The following is a 17,541-nucleotide window of genomic DNA, read 5'->3' as shown; positions in this document are numbered from 1 at the left end:
TGGGGTGCCGCCAGAGAGGCCGTGCGTACGGATTGAGGCGGAGCGGTGCCTCCTGCACCATCCGCGGGGCCGCTGGTAGAACGGGTCATCAAACGTGAGCATGCAAGTCCTGATCGTCGAGGACGAGGAGGCGCTGACCACGCTGCTGCGCTACAATCTCGAGGCGGAAGGCTTCCTGGTTGACACGGCTGCCCGCGGCGACGACGCCGAATTGCTGCTGGCGGAGCGGATCCCGGACCTCGTCCTGCTCGACTGGATGCTGCCGGGCCTCTCAGGGATCGAGCTGTGCCGCCGGATCCGGGCGCGCCGGGAGACCGAGCGCCTGCCGGTGATCATGCTCACCGCCCGCGGCGAGGAGGGTGACCGGATCCGGGGGCTCGGCACGGGGGCCGACGACTATATCGTCAAGCCGTTCTCGGTACCGGAACTGCTCGCCCGGATCCGTGCGCTTCTGCGCCGGGCCAAGCCCGCCCACGTTTCGGACCGTCTGGCGGCGGGCGACCTGGAGCTCGACCGCACCGGCCACCGCGTCCGCCGCGGCGGCGAGGAGTTGCATCTCGGTCCGACCGAGTTCCGGCTGCTGGAATTCCTGATGCTGGCGCCGGGCCGGGTCTTCTCCCGGGAGCAGCTGCTCGACGGGGTCTGGGGTCACGACGTCTACATCGACGAGCGGACCGTAGACGTGCATGTCGGGCGCCTGCGCAAGGCCCTGAACGGGCCGCGCCAAGCGGACCCGATCCGGACGGTGCGCGGCTCCGGCTACGCCTTCGACGAGACCTTCTCCCTCGAAGCCTGAGGCGGCCCCACGGGCTGTCCGGATAGGACATCGCTCCGGCCGTTCCGTCATCACGAGCGCAGCGAAGTGACCCAGGGCATCGGGACGCCTGTGAGCGTGGCGCTGCTGGGTTGCTTCGCTCCGCTCGCAAAGACGGCGGGACGGGCGCGCGGATCTTCGAGCGGGCTAGGCCCCTCAAAGCCTCAGCGGGCCAGCGCCGCGCTCCGGCCCGACGCGGCCGGCACCGCCTCCAGCGCCGCGAGGACCGTGCCCTCGGTCAGGATCTGCGGCAGCACCTGGGGCTCCCCGGTGCCGCTGTAGAGCAGGTAGAGCGGCACGCCGCTGCGCCCGTGCTTCTCCAGGAGGCGGGTGATCTCGGGGTTCTGATTGGTCCAGTCGCCCTTCATGTAGGTCACACCGCGCTCGGCCATCGCGGAGCGTACGGCCTTGGTGTTGAGCGAGGTCGCCTCGTTCACCGCGCAGGTGATGCACCAGGCGGCGGTCATGTCCACGAAGACCGGGCGGTGCGCATCGATCAGGGCGGCGAGGCGTGCCTGGGTGAACGGCTCGACCCCGTCGGCGGCCTGCGCCGACGGCGCGATGCGGTCCCGCGGCAGGGTCACCGCGAGGGCGGCCCCGGCGAGCAGCGCGAGGGCCGCGGCGGACTGCGCGATCCGGCCGGCCGTGGGCGCGCCGGCACGTCCGTGCTCCCAGGCCCAGGCCGCGAAGCCGATCAGCACGAGGCCGATCAGTGCCGCCAGCAGACCCTGGGGATCGACCTGCTGTGCCAGCACCCAGATCAGCCACGCCACCGTTGCGTAGACCGGGAAGGCCAGGATCTCCTTGAGGGTCTCCATCCAGGCCCCCGGCCGCGGCAGCGCCCGCAGGGCCGGCGGCCAGAGCGTCAGCACCAGGAACGGCAGGGCGAGGCCGAGGCCGAGGCTCGCGAACACGGCGAGCGCCACCCCTGCGCTCTGGGTCAGCGCGAAGCCCACCGCGGAACCCATGAACGGTGCCGTGCAGGGCGTCGCCACGAGGGTCGCGAGGACGCCGGCGAAGAACGAGCCGCTCAGGCCGGCCCTTCGGGCGAGGCCGTCACCGATCCCGGCGAGGCCGCCGCCGACATGGACGACGCCCGACAGGCTCAGGCCCATCGCGAACAGCAGGTAGGCGAGGCCCGCGACCACGGCGGGCGATTGCAGCTGGAAACCCCAGCCGATGGCCGCGCCGCCGCCCTTCAGGGCGATCAGCAAGGCGGCGAGGGCCAGGAAACTGCCCACCACGCCCGCCGTGTAGGCGAAGCCGTGCAGGCGCAGCCGCGACCGGCTCTCGCCGGCATGCCGGACGAGGCTCAGCACCTTGATCGACAGCACCGGGAACACGCAGGGCATCAGGTTGAGGATCAGGCCGCCGAGGAAGGCGAAGGCGGCAGCCGTCGCAATCGTCAGGGCGTCGAGATCGGGACCGATCGCCGTTGTGGCCGCCGCCGGTGTGGTCGCCGCCGAGGCCGCCGGGGCCGCGGCGGCCTGGAGCACCGGCTCGTCGCCATACGCGAAGGCCAGGCGTCGCGTTCCGGAATCACCCAGCTCGTCGAGGGTCAGGACGCCGGGGAGCGTGCCGGGCGCCGGATCGGCCGGAGTGCTGCGGGCGAGGGTGAGGTGCAGGCCGGATTCGTCGACGGACATCACCTGCGCGGCGGCGTTGTCGATCGCCGTCTCGGCATAGGGAAAGTACGCGGCGTTCCGGATGGAATCCGGCCTGAGGCCGGTCGCGGCGAAATCGAGCCGGAGGGTGTCACCCTGGCTCGACACGCGGAGCGGCCAGAGTGCCGGCTTGGGCAGGGCGGCCCGGGCACGGTCGAACAGCGCCGCATTGGCCGGGTCCGGGTCGGCCTTGCCCACCGGCAGGGTGAGGGCCAGATCGGCCGAACCGGGGACACATTCGGTCTCGCAGACGAGGTAGGTGAGCTTCGCCCGGATCTGCACCGGATCCGCCGGGTCGAGGCTCGGCGGCGGCGTGACCGGAACGAGGAGCGTCACCTCGCCCTCGTAGCCGTAGTTCATCAGCGTCGCGATCGGGATGCGCTCCGGGGCGGGCCACCGGATCGCCCCGGGGTTGAAGCCCGCTGGCAGCGTCCAGGTGACCTCCGGCGGCAGGCCGGAATCACCCGGGTTCCGCCAGTAGACGTGCCAGCCGGGCTTGATCTGCATCCGCACCGCCAGCGTGAAAGGCTGCGCGCCGGCGACCGCGGCGGGCTCGGCCACGAGGCTCGACCGGACGAGGTCGGGGGGCGTGCGGAATCCCTGCGGGAGACCTTGGGCGGCAGCGGCCGAGAGGCCCGCGGTGCAGGCCAGGATCAGGATGGCGAGGCGGCGGATCATGCTGTCCCTTCGCGCGCAGGGCGGTCGCGGTTTCACGCGGGGCGTGTCCGGCCCAGGGCGGGCATTTTCACGATGCCGGGTCTTACCACGACCTGCGACCGGGGTCCTGCGCCGGTGCGTCACCCTTCCAGCGGCGCCGTAGCGCGCTCCAGCCAGTCGCGCGTATCTGCGTCCAACCCGTGTGCCAGGGTGTCGCGCACCCGGGCGTGGTAGGCGTCGATCCAGGCGCGCTCCTCGGGGTCGAGCAGGTCCGTCCAGATCAGCCGCCGGTCGTACGGGGCGAGCGTCAGCGTCTCGAAGCCGAGCATCGGACGCTCGCCGCCGGCGATGGTGCGGGGCTCGACCAGCACGAGGTTCTCGATCCGGATACCGTAGGCGCCGCGGGCGTAGTAGCCGGGCTCGTTGGACAGGATCATGCCGGGTTCCAGCGCCACCGTGCCGGTCTTGGCGATCCGCTGCGGCCCCTCGTGCACCGACAGGAAGGCGCCGACGCCGTGTCCGGTGCCGTGATCGAAGTCGAGGCCCGCCCGCCAGAGCGGTGCCCGGGCGAAGGCGTCGATCTGGGCACCGGTCGTGCCCACCGGAAACACGGCCCGGGCGATGGCGACGTGGCCCTGCAGGACCCGGGTGTAGCGGTCGCGCATCTCCGCGCTCGGAGCGCCCACCGCGACCGTGCGGGTGATGTCGGTGGTGCCGTCCGGATATTGCGCCCCGGAATCGATCAGGAACAGCTCGCCGGCCCGGACCGTGCGGTCGGTGGCGCGACTCACCCGGTAATGGACGATCGCGCCGTTCGGCCCGGATCCCGAGATCGTCGGGAACGAGACCTCCCGCAGGTCGCCCCCCGCGGCGCGGAAATCCTCCAGCGCCTCGACGGCGACGATTTCGGTGAGGCCGCCGGCGGCGGCCGCGCCGTCGAGCCACGCCAGGAAGCGCACGACGCTCGCCCCGTCGCGGATATGGGCGGCGCGGGCACCAGCGATCTCGGCGGCATTCTTGACCGCCTTCATCCCGGTGATCGGATCCTTGCCGATGTCGGCGGTTCCGCCGGCGGCCTCGATCTTCTCTTTCAGGGCCACGGCGCCGGTCGCCGCATCGAGGCGGACCCGCACGCCAGCCAGGGATCCCAGCCCATCGTCCAGATCCGCCCGGGACAGGATCTCGGCGAGGGGGGCGAGCGCCGCACGCAGGGCCGGGTCGACGTTCGGCGAGCCGAGGAACAGCCGAGCCCTGCCTTCGCGGGGGAGGATCGCGTAGCCGAGGGCCAGGGGGGTGTGGCCGACATCGGAGCCGCGCAGGTTGAACGCCCAGGCGAGATTGTGCGGGTCCGAGATCACCAAGGCGTCGCAGCCTCCCTCGGCGAGGGACGCGCGGATCCGGACGAGCTTGTCTGCGGCGGTCTCGCCGGAGAGCGCATCCGGATGAATTACCACCGGTCCGGCGGGCGGCCTCGGCCGGCCGGCCCAGACCGCGTCGACGAGGTTCGGCACCGCCCGGACCGCGCCGCCCGCACGGGTCGCCGCACGCTCCAGCCGAGCCAAGCCGTCCGGCGTGTGCAGCCAGGGATCGAAGCCGAGCACCTGATCCCGCTTGAGGTTGGCGCCGATCCAGGACTCCGCCGTCGAGTCCGACAGGGGCACGACCGCGACCACGCCGGTATCGACCTGCTCGGGTGCCTGGAGGGTATAGCGGCCGTCGACGACCAGCGCCGCGGTCTCCATCAGGATCACGGCCGTGCCGGCCGAACCGGTGAAGCCGGTAAGCCAGGCCAGGCGCTCGGCATCGGCCGGAACGTATTCGGACTGGTGCTCGTCGGCCCGCGGCACGACGAAGCCGTCGAGCCCGTTCTCGCGCAACGCCGTCCGCAGGGCCTCGATTCGCTCAGGCCCCTTCCGATGGCTCGGATCGTCGAAGCTCTGGAAGCGGGCGTGGGGCCGTGGCGGGCTGGTCTCGGTCATGCCGCGAGCCTAGCGCCCGCCGCTCCCGCGTCGCAACACCCCGCCTTCGCGAGGGACCGCATCGTTGCGGTGGTTAAAGATCGTCAACAATCTTATCACGCCGTGGGTTTTGGCCTATTCCTCAGACATGCCACGCCGCGTTTACTACCGGATCAGCGACAGACCCGACGGCCGCTTCGACGCCGTCGTGACGATCGAACCTGCGACCGTGGTCCGCCGGGACGGTTTCGATTCGCTCGCGGAACTCGAGGAGTGGATCGACGGTCTGCGGATTTTGATGGCCGCCCTCGGCGCGCCGGTGGCGCAGGCCGAAGGGGGTGAACTGCCGACGGAGACGACCGGGGAACCGCCCGGGCCGCATCGGCCCGGGCGATTGCGGACCGCGCGCTGATCAGCCGCCCGTCGCCGGAGTGTCCGGCGCGCCGTCATAGCCTTCTAGCCAGGCCCTGCGGGCGGCCGAACCCGCCGGATAGGGACAGGCGTCCTTCGGCCGGCCCTGCGCCCGGGCGCGGGCGCCCTCGGCGATGGGGTCCGAGGGTGGGTTATGGAGCGACGTGCGGCTCATGCGCGGATAACGCGCAGGCGCACGGCCGGTTCGGAGCGGTTCAGCGTCGCGGACGACGCGCCGCGCCGCCGCGCATCAGGACGAGGGCGACCCAGCCCTCGATCTCGCCGCGCCGCACGAGGGCGAAGTCCTGGAGGCGGTAGGCCGCGAGGACGCCCGGGACGTCCCGGGCGATCAGGCCAGACAGAACCAGCACGCCCTCCGTGGCGACCACCCGCGCCAGCGTCGGCGCGAGCAGCCTCAGGGGCCGCGCGAGGATGTTGGCGAAGACCAGATCGAAATGGCGCGGCCGGTGGGCGAGGCGATGGCGCACCCCGGACCCCTCGTAGAGCTTGAGATAGGGGCCGAGTCCGTTGGCCCGGGCATTCTCCCGGGCCGTGCGGACGGCCTCGGCGTCGAGGTCGCCGGCCACGACCGGCTGCCGCAAAGCCTTGGCGGCCGCGAAGGCCAGGATCCCGGTGCCGGTGCCGACATCGAGCACATAAGCCGGGCGCCGGCGCTTCAACTCGGCAACCAGCGCCCGCAGGCAGCCCAGGGTCGTTCCGTGATGGCCGGTGCCGAAGGCCAGGGCCGCCTCGATCTCGATGGGCAGATCGTTGGCCCGCACGGCATCGCGGTCGTGGGAGCCGTGCACGAGGAAGCGCCCGGCGCGGACCGGCTTCAGCCCCTCCAGCGAAGCGCGCACCCAATCCTGCTCCGCGATCGTGCGGAACTCCGCGGCGTCGGCCGCGTCGCCGATCACCGGCCGGATCAGCGCGCGGACGTAATCCTCGTCGGGCGCGTCGGCGAAATACGCTTCGAGGCGCCACGTGCGGCCATCCTCGTCCTCGAAGGCCGCGACCGCGGTCTCCATGGGATCGAACATCTCGCCCAGCAGATCCGTCATCGCCCGGGCCGACCGTTCGTCGGTCAGCAGGCGCAGGACGTGGGACGGGCGGTGGGGCGGCAGGCCTTCGAGCATGATACCGGGCTGTAACGCCGGGGCGCGCCACATCCCAGGGGGCGGGGCGAAAAAATCCGGTCGCCGCGGGCGGACCCGCGCGGCCGAGACCCGGCGCGCCCCCTTGTTGCCGGTCGGACACAACCGGCAATACTTGCGATTGCGTCGATCGAAATCAGTGTCCAGAGCCATCACCCGTGCTTAAACAGTCTCGGCTTCCCCAAGGCCAGACCCTTAACTAGGCGCGCCGTTCATCGCGAACCGGCGCGCCAGTTTTTCCAGACGACCGGGCCGCCATGCTTTCGCCCCTCCTGATCAGCGTCGCCTTCGCGATCGTGACGACAGCTGCGGCCGCGGTCTGGGCGGTGCTGGTGGCGGATGGCATGAGCGGCGTCCCGGAAGGCCGGTCGGCCGATCGCCGCGACATCCGCACGTGGTGAGATGAGGTCGCGCGAATCGCAGCGGGCACTGCCCAGGAATGCGGCACACTGTTCGCGCGTTAACCACATGATCCAGCGCTGCCGCGGAACCTGCCGCTTCGAGCGACGTTTTTGCCAGCTTTTTACGTGAATCACGATTGAGCAGGGTGCGTACAGCGTGACCAAGTCCAGGCGTTCCGGCCCCCGGGGGCCCGTGGTCGTCAACGACACGTCCGTGCGTTCCCGTCCGCGCGAACGCATCTTCGGCGGTCCGGCGCCGGACGGACCCCTGCCGGGCCATCTGCTCGTCCTGCTGAGCCGCCTGCACCGGGCCGAGGCCACGCCCGAGGACCGTCGCGAGTCCACGCGGGGATGACGCGAGCTGAGGTCCGGTCGATCACCGCCGTCTGCCCTTGGCCGGCCGCGGAACCGGCCCTATGATCCCCGTCGTACCCCGCCGTATATAGCGGGCCGCGACCGGGGGACACCCTTCCATGCGCCGGACCCGACGGATCCTGGCTTCGTTCGCCCTGGCGACCCTGATGGTCGCGCCCGCGGATCGGGCGGCGCGGGCCGAGGAGCCCGTGGCGGTGTTCGCGGCCGCCAGCCTCAAGACCGCCCTGGACGAGGCCGCCGCGGCCTGGACGAAGGCGACCGGCAAGACCACACGGATCTCCTACGCGGGCTCGAACGCCCTCGCCAAGCAGATCGAAAGCGGAGCACCGGCCGACCTGTTCATCTCGGCCGACCGCGCCTGGATGGACTACGTCGACCGCGCGGGGCTCCTGAAGCCAGGATCGCGGATCGATGTCCTGCGCAATGCCCTGGTGCTGATCGCGACCGGGCCGAAGAACGGCGCCGGGGATCCGCAGGTCGCCCTCGCGCCGGATCTCGGCACCACCCTGACGCGGATGCTCGGCGGCGGCAGGCTGGCGATGGCCACGATCGACGCCGTCCCCGCGGGCCGGTACGGCAAGGCCGCCCTGGAGACATTGGGCGCCTGGGACGCGGTGAAGGGGCAGATCGCTCAGGCGGAGAATGTGCGCGCCGCCCTCTTGCTCGTGGCTCGGGGCGAGGCGCCCCTTGGCATCGTCTACGCCACCGACGCGGCCGCCGATCCGAGCGTCCATGTGCTGGCGACCTTCCCGGCGGACAGCCATCCGCCGATCGTCTACCCGGCGGCGGTGACCAAGGATTCGCTCAATCCCGACGCTGCCACCCTGCTGACCTTCCTGCGCGGGCCGGAGTCCCGCGGCCTGTTCGAGCGCCAGGGCTTCACGGTGATCGGACAGCCCGGCGCCAGCCAGTAGCGGCGCGCCACTCCCTTGCTCGGCCTCACCCCGGAGGAGTGGACCGCCGTCGCCCTGAGCCTTCGGGTGGCCACGGTGGCGACGCTCGCGAGCCTCGTGCCCGGCTTGGCCGTCGCGTGGCTGCTGGCGCGTCGGCAGTTCCCCGGCCGCGCTCTCCTCGACGGGCTGGTCCACCTGCCGCTGATCCTGCCGCCGGTGGTGACCGGCTACCTGCTGTTGCTGGCGTTCGGTCGGCGGGGGACCTTCGGCGCCGCCCTCGCGGAGATCGGCCTCGTGTTCTCGTTCCGGTGGACCGGCGCAGCCCTCGCCTGTGCGGTCATGGGATTCCCGCTGATGGTGCGGGCGATGCGGCTGTCGATCGAGGCGGTGGACCGGCGCCTGGAGCAGGCGGCGGGGACGCTGGGCGCTCCTCCCGTCGCGGTGTTCCTCACGATCACGCTGCCGCTCAGCCTGCCCGGCTGCATCGCAGGGGCGGTTCTGGCCTTCGCCAAGGCCATGGGCGAGTTCGGCGCGACGATCACCTTCGTGTCGAACATCCCGGGCGAGACCCAGACCCTGCCGTCGGCCATCTACACCCTGACCCAGGTTCCCGGCGGGGAGGGGCCGGCGCTGYGCCTCACCCTAATCTCGATCGCGCTGTCGGTGACGGCCCTGCTGATCTCGGAATTCCTGGCCGCCCGCGCCGGGCGGCGGCTGGGAGCGGGCTGAATGAGAGCGGTTCCGAGCGGGGCGGACCGTTCAGGCATACGCGTAGGGGCCACCCTGCCGCAGAGCCCGCCGATAGGCCGGTCGGGCATGGATGCGCGCGAGCCAGTCTGTCACCTGCGGCCCCGCACCCGTGCCGCGTGCCGCGAAGGCCTCGAACGGGAAGCTCATCATGATGTCGGCGGCCGTGAAATCCGCACCGCAGAAGAACGGCCGGCCGGCGAGTTCCGCCTCCCAGAAGGCCCCGTGCCGGCGCAGGTCCGGATCGACGAAGCCCTGGAGCACCGAATCGGCGATCCGGCGGATCAGGGGGCGCAGGAGCCACGGGCTGCCCGATGCCAGGCGACCGACGGTCAGCTTCAGGAGCAGCGGCGGCATCGCCGACCCCTCCGCGTAATGCAGCCCATAAACGTAGCGCGCCCGCGCCTCGGTTTCCGGTTCAGGCACCAGCCTGCCGCCGGCGAGACCCGTGAGATAGGCGACGATCGCGCCGGTCTCGGCGACCACCCGCGCACCGTCGGTGATCACCGGCGACTTGCCGAGCGGGTGCACGGCCACGAGTTCGGCTGGCGCCCGCAACGTGCGGGGATCCCGGGCGTAGCGCTTCACCGTGTAGGGCAGCCCGAGTTCCTCCAGCAGCCAGAGCACGCGCTGCGAGCGGCAGTTCTCGAGATGGTGGACCGTGATCCTCGCGGGCCTGTCCGGAGCGGCACCGGGACGCGCCGCGAGACCTGTTACCCGAGTCCCCCCGCGTGAGCATCCAGGTCGACGTGCAGCTTCGCCGCGGGGCTTTCGCCCTCGATGCCGCCTTCGAAGCCGGACCAGGGCTGACCGCCCTGTTCGGACGCTCGGGCTCCGGGAAGACCACGCTGATCGATCTGATCGCCGGCCTCGCCCGGCCGGACGTGGGACGCATCGTCGCCGGAGGGACGACGTTGGTGGATACCGCTGCCGGGCTCATCCTGCCTCCGCACCGGAGGCAGGTCGGCGTGGTGTTCCAGGATGCCCGACTGTTCCCGCATCTGAGCGTCCGCACCAACCTCGGCTACGGCCGGCTCTTCGGCCGGCACCGCGCCGACCCGGCGGCCTTCGCGGCCGTGACGGACATGCTGGGCATCGACCACCTTCTCGACCGGCGGCCCGCGGGGCTGTCGGGGGGCGAGCGCCAGCGGGTGGCGATCGGGCGGGCGCTCCTCGCCAAGCCGCGCCTCCTCTTGATGGACGAGCCCCTGGCGGCGCTGGACGAGGCCCGCAAGGCGGAGATCCTCCCCTACATCGAGCGCCTGCGCGACGAGGCCGGCGTGCCGATCGTCTACGTCAGCCATGCGGTGTCCGAGGTGGCGCGTCTCGCCACCACGGTGGTCGTCCTGGAGACGGGGCGGGTCGCCGCGGCCGGTCCCGCGGAGACGATCCTGCGGCGGGCCGATCTCGTACCGGTCCACGACGCCGAGGCAGGTGCCCTGCTGGACATGATCGTCGAGGATACCGATGCCGCGACCGGGCTGACCCGCTTGGCCGGGAGCGCCGGGCGCCTGCTGGTCCCGGGCCTCTCCCGGCCTCCGGGGACGCGGCTAAGGGTACGGATCGCCGCCCGCGACGTGCTGGTTGCCACCGAGCGCCCGCGGGGGCTCAGCGCCCGCAACGTGCTGGCCGGCCGGATCTGCGGGCTCGCGGTCGCGGGGGCCGAGACCGCGGTGGAGATCGATTGCAACGGTGCGCGCCTCGTGGCGCGCCTCACCGCCGCCTCCGTCCGCGAACTCGGCCTGGAACCGGGGCGGGACGTCCATGCAATCATCAAGAGCGCCGCCTTCGATCCGGCGGGGATCGGCCTGCTGCGGCCGCCGACGGCCATCTGAGGCGCAAGCGATACCCTCATTGGTTGCATAATATTAGATCAAAACAACCTTCGGTTATAATATCGCGCCCACGATGGGTCGTGCAGCGGTCGGGCTGCCCGAGACGCGGTGAAGGGCGATGCGATGGACGTGCGGCGCTTGCGCCGGCGCGACGCGCCGAGCGGTTGGATGTGTCGGCGCGGCAGCTCCGCGGTCGAGTTCGCCCTCGTGGCACCCATGCTGCTGCTTCTGTCCGCCAGGATCGCGGCGTTCGGGATCTGCCTCGGCGCCGCCAACAACCTGCGCCAGATCGCCGCGGAGGCGGCGCGGGCCTCCGTGGCGGGCGTCACCGATACCGAGCGTGCGAGCCTCGCCCGCAGCGTGGTGAACCGAAGCCTGAGTGCCGGCGCGATGTTCTCGCCGGGCAGCATCACCGTGCAGGTCGGCCCGGATCCCAACGATGCGACGGTGTACACGGTCACCGTCACCCTCGACGCCACGACCCTCGGGATCAACGTCTTCGCGCGGCTGCTGCCGATGCTGCCCAGCCTGATCCGTAGCACCGTCAGCGTTCGGAAGGGCGGCCTGTGATCGGGTCGGGCGGCCGGCGCGCGCGCCACTTCGGGGCCGCGCGCGGCGGCAACGTCGCGATCCTGGTGGCGCTTGGCAGCGCCATGCTGATGGGCGCGGTCGGGATCGACCTCGGCATGGTCTTCCAGGCGCGGCGCAAGGCGCAGGGCGCGGCCGACATCGCCGCCATGCTGGCCGCCGTCGATCCGACCCAGGCCGACACGGTGGCGCGCCGGTCGCTCAGCGACAACGGCTACGGCACCGCGACGGTCCACGGTCGACGCCGGCAGCTACGACGCCAGCGCCCCCGAGACCGCGCCGGGTGGCCGGTTCAGCGCCGGCGGAAGTCCGGCGAACGCGGTGCGGGTCGGTCTCTCCATGTCGGTCCCGGTGACCTTCGGCCGGGCCATCGGCCTGCCGGGCAGGGTGCCGTTTCGCGTGACCGGCACGGCCGCCAGCGCCCAGTTCGCCGCTTTCACGATCGGATCCGGAACCCTGCAACTCCAGGGCTGCATCGCCAACGCCGTTCTCGGCGCTCTCCTCGGCGCCAGGCTGTCGCTCAGCGTGAGCGACTACGACGCCCTGCTGGGCGCCCGCGTCGACGGGCTGCGCGTGCTCGACGCCCTCGGGGCCAGCCTCAACATGCAGGTCGCGAGCTACACCGACATCGTTCAGGCGCATGCCAGCGTCGGGCAGATGCTGATGGCCCTGAGGGTCGCGTCTCAGAACAGCAGCGGCGCCGTGGCCGCCCTGTCGGGGATCCTCAACGCCCTGCCGAATGCTGGCAATCTGATTACGATCGGCTAGGTGGACGGGCTGGGCGACGCCGCGGCGCTGGCACTACCGCGGGGCTTCACCGGCCCCTCCCTCAACGTGATGAACCTCCTGGGCGCCACCGGCTCCCTGGCAAACGGCCAGAACCAAGTGGCGGTCGATCTCGGGGCGACGCTGCCGGGCCTCCTCACGACTCGGCTGACCCTGGCGATTGGCGAGCGCAAGCGCAGTTCGGGCTGGGTGCGGCCAGGCAGCCCGAACGCAACCATGTCGACGGCACAGACCCGCCTGCTGATCGAGGCCACGGTCGCGGCGCCCCTGGGGCTCGGCACCGTTAACCTGCCGGTTTACGCGGAGGTCGCACCGGCGCAGGCGACGCTGCAGGCCCTCAATTGCGCCGGTTCTGGCGGCCGTCAGGTCACCCTCGACGCGCAGACCGGGCTGGCAACCCTCGCGATCGCCGGCGTGCCGCGCTCCGCCATCACGGGGGCAGCACCGGCCCAGACCTGTCGCAGCCGGCGACGCTGATCGCCCTGCCGCTCATCAGCGTGTCCGGGCGCGCGCTCGCGACGATCGGCAGCACGGCGCAGACCCTGGTGTTTTCGGACGCGGACATCGCCAATCACACCGTCCGCACGATCGCGTCGACCAACCTCACCCAGTCGCTCACCGGCAGCCTGCTCCGCAACCTGTCGCCGAATATCAACGGCATCGGCGTGAGCCCGCTGCTCCAGTCGGACCTGACGACGACGCTGAGCGCCGTCACGCCGGCCCTCGACCTCGTGCTCGACACCGCGCTGCGCAGCCTCGGCCTGCGCCTCGGCTACGCGGATCTCGACGTGGACGGGACCCTGTGCAGCCAGGCGGTGCTGGTGCAGTGAGGCGGCCCGGCGCGGCTCGATGGCTGCGCCGGCCCGCGCCGGTCACCGAGGCCCTGGCGATCCGCCGGCCCAGGTGCGGCAGCAGCATGTCGATGAGGAGCTGGAGCTCCGAATCGGCCACACCCTCCAGGACGTCGCGGCATTCGAGGGCGCGGTCCACCGCCTGCGCGAGCGCGTCCTCCCGATCCCCCACCGGAGCGGTGACCGGCTGGGATTCGGTCACGTCGATGATGATTCCATGCCCCAAGTGCCGGCTCGACGCGCCCGCCGGGATGCGACCGCGGTCGAGGATCCGTCGGATCTGTCCGGCGGGCGAGAGCGTCCGGTACTCGGCCACGAACAGGCCGCCGCGCTCGCGCATGGCCTTGAACGCCCGCACCACCGCCGGCCGGTCCTCCGGATGGACACAGGCCTTGGCCACCGATAGCGGAAGCGTGCGTCCGGCGAGCCCGGCATCTCCCGCCAGCACGTCGGCGGCGCCGGCATCGAGGATGCACCGTTCGGCGCGGGGCGACCACGACCACGCGCCGATGATGCCGGACGCGTCGAGGGCGGCCGAGAGGTCGACCGGCCAGGCGCGAAGTCCCCCCTATCGCGTCGGCAACCATAGGCGATCTCCGAATCCCGCGTGCCATGCACGCTTTCGACGAAGGCATACAACCTTTGATTGAATCAACAGATAGTTAACTCAACTCGAACGGGCATAACCCACATCGATCGTTTGGTAGAGCGGCCAGCCGATGCCTCGTCCCCTGGAGGCTGCTCTGCGTCGGCGCGACCCGGCGCGGTTGCGAACCCGGGTCTCATCCGAGCTGCGTGAGCAGCGTGAAGGCACCGAAAATCAGGACCGCCCCCACCGAAGTGGCGAGCAGGATGAGCGCGGCGCGCGATTCCCGCAACTCCGGTGACATGGCGCCTCCCCGTCGCGGCCCGCGTTGGTCGATGGGCCTTGAGGTGAAGATTTGCATCGATCGGGCGGCCTGTCGACGGCCGCCCGGGCCGCGACGTGCCATCGCCCGCCGTCCGGACAGTCCGGGACGGCGGGGCAGGGTGTCGCGGCTCTCAGGCAGCGGTGCGGCGCTCCACCATTCGCGCCAGGAAGGCGCTGCCGATCGGGATGATCGAGTCGTCGAAGTTGTAGCCGGCATTGTGCAGGCCGGGTCCGGGATTGCCGCCGAGCCAGACATAGGCGCCCGGGACGACCATGGTCATGTCGGCGAAATCCTCGCTCCCCATCTTCGGAAGCACGTTCGCCTCGACCTTGTCGGCGCCGAGCAGCTCGGTGGCGACCTCCGTGGCGGCCGCGGCCTGCTCGGGGGCGTTCTCCAGCACGGAGAACATGTCCTGCAGGTCGACCGTGATCTCGGCCCCGTAGGCCGCCGCGAAGCCCGCCGCGAGTTCGCGCATGCGGGTGCCGGCCAGCGCCCGGATCTCCTTGTCGAAGGTGCGGATCGTCCCGGCGAGGTGGGCCGTCTCCGGGATGACGTTGTAGGCGGAGCCCGCCTCGATACGGGTGATCGACAGCACGAGCGACTTCAGCGGGTCGACGTTGCGCGAGACGACCGATTGCAGCGCCTGGGCGAGACCCGTGGCGATCACGATCGGGTCGTTGCCGCCGTGCGGGTGGGCGGCGTGGCTGCCGGTACCCCGGATGTGGATGTCGAAGAAGTCGGCGGCTGCCATGAGCGGTCCGGGCCGCAGCTTGATCATGCCGTGGCCGCCGCCCGGCTGGTTGTGCAGGCCGTAGATCTCGTCGCAGGGGAAGCGCTCGAACAGCCCGTCTTTCAGCATGGCGCGGGCGCCGCCCCGTCCCTCCTCCGCCGGCTGGAACACGAAGACGGCGGTGCCGTCGAAATCGCGGGTCTCCGCGAGGTAGCGCGCCGCGCCGACCAGCATGGTGGTATGGCCGTCATGGCCGCAGGCGTGCATCTTGCCCGCATAGGTCGAGCGGTAGGGGAGGTTGGTCTCCTCCTCGATGGGCAGGGCGTCCATGTCGGCGCGCAGTCCGATGCGCCGGCCGTTGTCGGTGCGGCCCTTGAGCAGCCCGACCACGCCGGTGCCGCCGACGCCGCGATGCACCTCGCAGCCGAACGACTCCAGAAGGTCGGCGACGATGCCGGCGGTGCGGACCTCCTCGAAACCGAGTTCCGGATGGGCGTGCAGGTCGCGGCGCAGGGCCGTCAACGCGTCGGCATAGGTCTGGATGCGGTCGATCGGGTTCATGTCTCGGGACTCTCGAGGGACGAAATCTGGGCAGGCGCGGCGCCGTCGCAGGCGCCGCCCGCATCCGTACGCCGGAACGGCGTCAGCGTGTCGAGGACGTCAACCGCCTCGGCGACGTGGGCGCGCTCTCGCTGCAAGTAATCGGCCACCGCACGGCGCAAGGCCGGGTCGGCGATGTCGTGGGCCGAGTGCATCAGGACCGGCCGGTAGCCGCGGGCGAGCTTGTGCTCGCCCTGAGCCCCCGCCTCGACCCGCTTCAGGCCCCGGGCGATCGCGAAGTCGATCGCCTGATAGTAGCAGACCTCGAAATGCAGGAAGGGGTGGTCCTCGACGCAGCCCCAGTTGCGTCCGTAGAGCGCCGTGTCGCCGATCAGGTTGAGGGCGCCGGCGATGTAGGCGCCCGCCCGCTTCGCCATGATCAGGAGCACCCGGTCGGCCATGCGCTCGGAGAGCAGCGAGAAGAACCGACGGTTGAGATAGGGGCGCCCCCACTTCCGGGACCCCGTATCCAGGTAGAAGGCGTAGAACGCGTCCCAATGCGCCTCGGTGATGTCCGCGCCGGTCAGGTGCTCGACCGTGATCCCGGGCGCGAGGGCGTCGCGACGTTCCTTGCGGATGGTCTTGCGCTTACGGGAGGCGAGGGCGGCGAGGAAGTCGTCGAAGCCCGCGTAGCCGTCGTTCTCCCAGTGGAACTGCTGGTCGGTCCGCTGCAGGAAGCCCGCGGCTCCCGCCCGGTCCGACTCGGCCGCGCCCATGAAGGTGACGTGGATCGAGGACGCCTTGGTCTCGCCCCGCAATGCCCGCAGGCCGGCGACGAGGCCCGCCGTGGCCTCGTCCGGGTCGGCCCCGGGGGCGATCAGGAAGCGCGGCCCGGTGACGGGCGTGAACGGAATGCTGACCTGCAGCTTCGGGTAGTAGGAACCGCCGGCCCGCTCGTAGGCGTCGGCCCAGCCGTGATCGAACACGTATTCGCCCTGGCTGTGCGATTTCAGGTAGCAGGGTACGACCCCGAGGCGCTCGCCGTCACGCTCGACGGAGACGTGGAGGGGCAGCCAGCCGGTTTTGCGGGAAACGCACCCCGAATCCTCCAGTGCCGAGAGGAAGGCGTGCGACACGAAGGGATTGTGGGTCTCGTCGCCGCCCGCCAGGGTCTCGGCCGAGAAGGCGCAGGCATCCCAGTCCGCCGCGCCGATCTCCTTCAATCCGGGAAGCGCCCGCACAGTCAGCGTGGCGGCCTCCGGCGTCGGCCCGGGTGCTTGCTTCATGGCCGTGAGTCTAGCCGGTGTCGGGGGCGGGGCAAGCGGGCGGATGCGCGCGGCGGCCATGCCGGGCTTGTCAGACGGCTGCCGACGTCACCGGTTTTCAGGCGGCCCTGACCGGATGCGCCAGAGCCCGCCGCGCTGCCTCCGGCTCGCGCGGTCGAGGACAGCGAAGTCTGGCGCCCTCAGGGACAGATCATGGGACGAATCCCTCGAACACCATCTGGTCCGCATGCGTGCTCGCGCGGGCGCGCTGATCCTCGGTCCGGACCGTCCAGGCCATCACGGGGATCCGCCCGAGCAGCCGGCAGAGATAGGTCGGTGCGCTGGGCAGGTCGTCCACCCGCCAGGACAGGAAGTCCGGCCGCGTCTCCGCGAAGTGCAGCACGTTGGACAGCGCCCGGCGGAAAGAGGGCGGCAGGGCCGCGTAGAGCGGATCGTCCTGCGTCGTCTCGGCGACGATGCCCCGCGGGATAGTGGGAGGGCAGAGGTCGCGCAGGGCCGCAACCACCTTCGGATCGAAGGATTTCAGGGCGACCGGCCCGGCATAGGAGGCCGCGACGTCCGCCGTACGGGTCGCGAGCCGCAGGTCGCCGTCGTAGCGGGACTTCACCTCGATCACCACCGGCACCGCCCCGGCCACCGCCGCCAGGAAGGCCGGCAGGGTCGGGATCGTTTCCGCCGAGCCGGCGACGGCAAGCGTCCCGAGTTCGGCAGCCGATGTCTCGGCGACCGCCTCGCTCGCGCCCGTCAGACGCCCGAGGGCGGCGTCGTGGAACACCATCGCCTCGCCGTCGGCGCTCATCTGGACGTCGCACTCGATGGCGAAACCGCCCGCGACCGCAGCCCGGGCCGCCGCCAGGGTATTCTCCGGCCGGCCCGCCCCGCGGTCGTGCAGGCCGCGATGGGCGATCGGCCGCGCGGTGAGCCAGTCGGGCGCGGCCAT

General features: G+C 71.5%; 21 protein-coding genes. 11 read left to right on the top strand and 10 right to left on the bottom strand.

The features are described 5' to 3' along the window. The first annotated feature begins 100 nt into the window (after nt 1-100). Nucleotides 101-796, top strand: a complete 696-nt coding sequence (phoB, locus tag AC1DXK_RS05380) for a phosphate regulon transcriptional regulator PhoB (RefSeq protein ID WP_457104977.1) — start codon at nt 101-103, stop codon at nt 794-796. Between the two features lie 182 nt (nt 797-978). On the opposite strand, the gene AC1DXK_RS05375 is transcribed toward phoB, so the two are convergent. After that, complete coding sequence (locus tag AC1DXK_RS05375) at nt 979-3,156, bottom strand: protein-disulfide reductase DsbD family protein (RefSeq protein ID WP_457104918.1); 2,178 nt, start codon at nt 3,154-3,156, stop codon at nt 979-981. 119 nt (nt 3,157-3,275) lie between these two features. Continuing rightward, nucleotides 3,276-5,114: an aminopeptidase P family protein gene (locus tag AC1DXK_RS05370; protein ID WP_457104917.1), complete on the bottom strand. Its 1,839-nt coding sequence runs from the start codon at nt 5,112-5,114 to the stop codon at nt 3,276-3,278. A gap of 64 nt (nt 5,115-5,178) precedes the next feature. On the opposite strand from AC1DXK_RS05370, the gene AC1DXK_RS05365 reads away from it, so the two are divergent. Next, nucleotides 5,179-5,505, top strand: a complete 327-nt coding sequence (locus AC1DXK_RS05365) for a hypothetical protein (protein WP_457104916.1) — start codon at nt 5,179-5,181, stop codon at nt 5,503-5,505. On the opposite strand, the gene rmf is transcribed toward AC1DXK_RS05365, so the two are convergent. Together rmf and AC1DXK_RS05355 are read right to left on the bottom strand one after the other, a co-directional pair. Continuing rightward, nucleotides 5,506-5,679 (bottom strand): ribosome modulation factor, encoded by a 174-nt coding sequence (gene rmf / locus AC1DXK_RS05360; RefSeq protein WP_477297096.1) that lies wholly within the window; start codon nt 5,677-5,679, stop codon nt 5,506-5,508. A 40-nt stretch (nt 5,680-5,719) separates the two neighbouring features. Beyond that, entirely contained in the window at nt 5,720-6,640 is a 921-nt protein-coding gene (locus AC1DXK_RS05355) for a 50S ribosomal protein L11 methyltransferase (protein WP_457104914.1), read from the bottom strand. Between the two features lie 275 nt (nt 6,641-6,915). On the opposite strand from AC1DXK_RS05355, the gene AC1DXK_RS05350 reads away from it, so the two are divergent. The 4 genes from AC1DXK_RS05350 (at nt 6,916) to modB (ending at nt 9,056) form a co-directional block, all read left to right on the top strand. After that, complete coding sequence (locus tag AC1DXK_RS05350) at nt 6,916-7,059, top strand: hypothetical protein (RefSeq protein WP_457104913.1); 144 nt, start codon at nt 6,916-6,918, stop codon at nt 7,057-7,059. Nucleotides 7,060-7,273: 214 nt separating this feature from the next. Next, nucleotides 7,274-7,414, top strand: a complete 141-nt coding sequence (locus tag AC1DXK_RS05345; RefSeq protein WP_457104912.1) for a hypothetical protein — start codon at nt 7,274-7,276, stop codon at nt 7,412-7,414. A 118-nt stretch (nt 7,415-7,532) separates the two neighbouring features. Beyond that, a complete protein-coding gene (gene modA, locus AC1DXK_RS05340) occupies nt 7,533-8,348 on the top strand; it encodes a molybdate ABC transporter substrate-binding protein (protein WP_477297094.1) in 816 nt (271 codons plus the stop codon). A gap of 15 nt (nt 8,349-8,363) precedes the next feature. After that, on the top strand, nt 8,364-9,056 hold the full coding sequence (gene modB, locus AC1DXK_RS05335; protein ID WP_477297092.1) for a molybdate ABC transporter permease subunit: 693 nt from the start codon (nt 8,364-8,366) through the stop codon (nt 9,054-9,056). Nucleotides 9,057-9,086: 30 nt separating this feature from the next. On the opposite strand, the gene AC1DXK_RS05330 is transcribed toward modB, so the two are convergent. Then, nucleotides 9,087-9,740 (bottom strand): glutathione S-transferase, encoded by a 654-nt coding sequence (locus AC1DXK_RS05330; protein WP_457104976.1) that lies wholly within the window; start codon nt 9,738-9,740, stop codon nt 9,087-9,089. A 65-nt stretch (nt 9,741-9,805) separates the two neighbouring features. On the opposite strand from AC1DXK_RS05330, the gene modC reads away from it, so the two are divergent. Together modC and AC1DXK_RS05320 are read left to right on the top strand one after the other, a co-directional pair. Further along, nucleotides 9,806-10,909: a molybdenum ABC transporter ATP-binding protein gene (modC, locus tag AC1DXK_RS05325; RefSeq protein ID WP_457104909.1), complete on the top strand. Its 1,104-nt coding sequence runs from the start codon at nt 9,806-9,808 to the stop codon at nt 10,907-10,909. A gap of 108 nt (nt 10,910-11,017) precedes the next feature. Beyond that, complete coding sequence (locus tag AC1DXK_RS05320) at nt 11,018-11,479, top strand: TadE/TadG family type IV pilus assembly protein (protein ID WP_457104908.1); 462 nt, start codon at nt 11,018-11,020, stop codon at nt 11,477-11,479. On the opposite strand, the gene AC1DXK_RS05315 is transcribed toward AC1DXK_RS05320, so the two are convergent. Then, nucleotides 11,454-11,708 (bottom strand): hypothetical protein, encoded by a 255-nt coding sequence (locus AC1DXK_RS05315; RefSeq protein WP_477297089.1) that lies wholly within the window; start codon nt 11,706-11,708, stop codon nt 11,454-11,456. The two genes, AC1DXK_RS05320 and AC1DXK_RS05315, sit on opposite strands and share 26 nt — an antisense overlap. Between AC1DXK_RS05315 and AC1DXK_RS05310 the strand changes: the two genes are divergently transcribed. The 3 genes from AC1DXK_RS05310 to AC1DXK_RS05300 are packed head-to-tail and all read left to right on the top strand — an operon-like array spanning nt 11,663 to nt 13,113. After that, nucleotides 11,663-12,265, top strand: a complete 603-nt coding sequence (locus AC1DXK_RS05310; RefSeq protein WP_457104975.1) for a TadG family pilus assembly protein — start codon at nt 11,663-11,665, stop codon at nt 12,263-12,265. The genes AC1DXK_RS05315 and AC1DXK_RS05310 overlap by 46 nt on opposite strands. Beyond that, entirely contained in the window at nt 12,266-12,760 is a 495-nt protein-coding gene (locus AC1DXK_RS05305; protein WP_457104907.1) for a Tad domain-containing protein, read from the top strand. Nucleotides 12,761-12,780: 20 nt separating this feature from the next. After that, nucleotides 12,781-13,113, top strand: a complete 333-nt coding sequence (locus AC1DXK_RS05300; protein ID WP_457104906.1) for a Tad domain-containing protein — start codon at nt 12,781-12,783, stop codon at nt 13,111-13,113. On the opposite strand, the gene AC1DXK_RS05295 is transcribed toward AC1DXK_RS05300, so the two are convergent. The 4 genes from AC1DXK_RS05295 to AC1DXK_RS05280 all read right to left on the bottom strand — a co-directional run bounded on the left by AC1DXK_RS05295 (nt 12,995) and on the right by AC1DXK_RS05280 (nt 17,541). Beyond that, nucleotides 12,995-13,474 (bottom strand): hypothetical protein, encoded by a 480-nt coding sequence (locus tag AC1DXK_RS05295; protein WP_457104974.1) that lies wholly within the window; start codon nt 13,472-13,474, stop codon nt 12,995-12,997. The genes AC1DXK_RS05300 and AC1DXK_RS05295 overlap by 119 nt on opposite strands. 701 nt (nt 13,475-14,175) lie before the next feature. Beyond that, nucleotides 14,176-15,336: a M20 aminoacylase family protein gene (locus tag AC1DXK_RS05290; RefSeq protein WP_457104905.1), complete on the bottom strand. Its 1,161-nt coding sequence runs from the start codon at nt 15,334-15,336 to the stop codon at nt 14,176-14,178. Beyond that, the gene (locus tag AC1DXK_RS05285) at nt 15,333-16,601 is read right to left on the bottom strand and encodes a GNAT family N-acetyltransferase (protein ID WP_457104904.1); all 1,269 of its coding nucleotides are present in this window, start codon (nt 16,599-16,601) and stop codon (nt 15,333-15,335) included. The genes AC1DXK_RS05290 and AC1DXK_RS05285 overlap by 4 nt, the downstream gene beginning before the upstream one ends. A gap of 190 nt (nt 16,602-16,791) precedes the next feature. Then, nucleotides 16,792-17,541 carry a glycerophosphodiester phosphodiesterase family protein gene (locus AC1DXK_RS05280; RefSeq protein WP_457104903.1) on the bottom strand — a complete coding sequence of 250 codons (750 nt, stop codon included), beginning with the start codon at nt 17,539-17,541 and terminating at the stop codon, nt 16,792-16,794.

Source organism: Methylobacterium sp. P3_A11 (assembly GCF_056403155.1).
The sequence above is the reverse complement of the archived record's forward strand: the minus strand, read 5'-3'. Positions and strand labels throughout refer to the sequence as shown.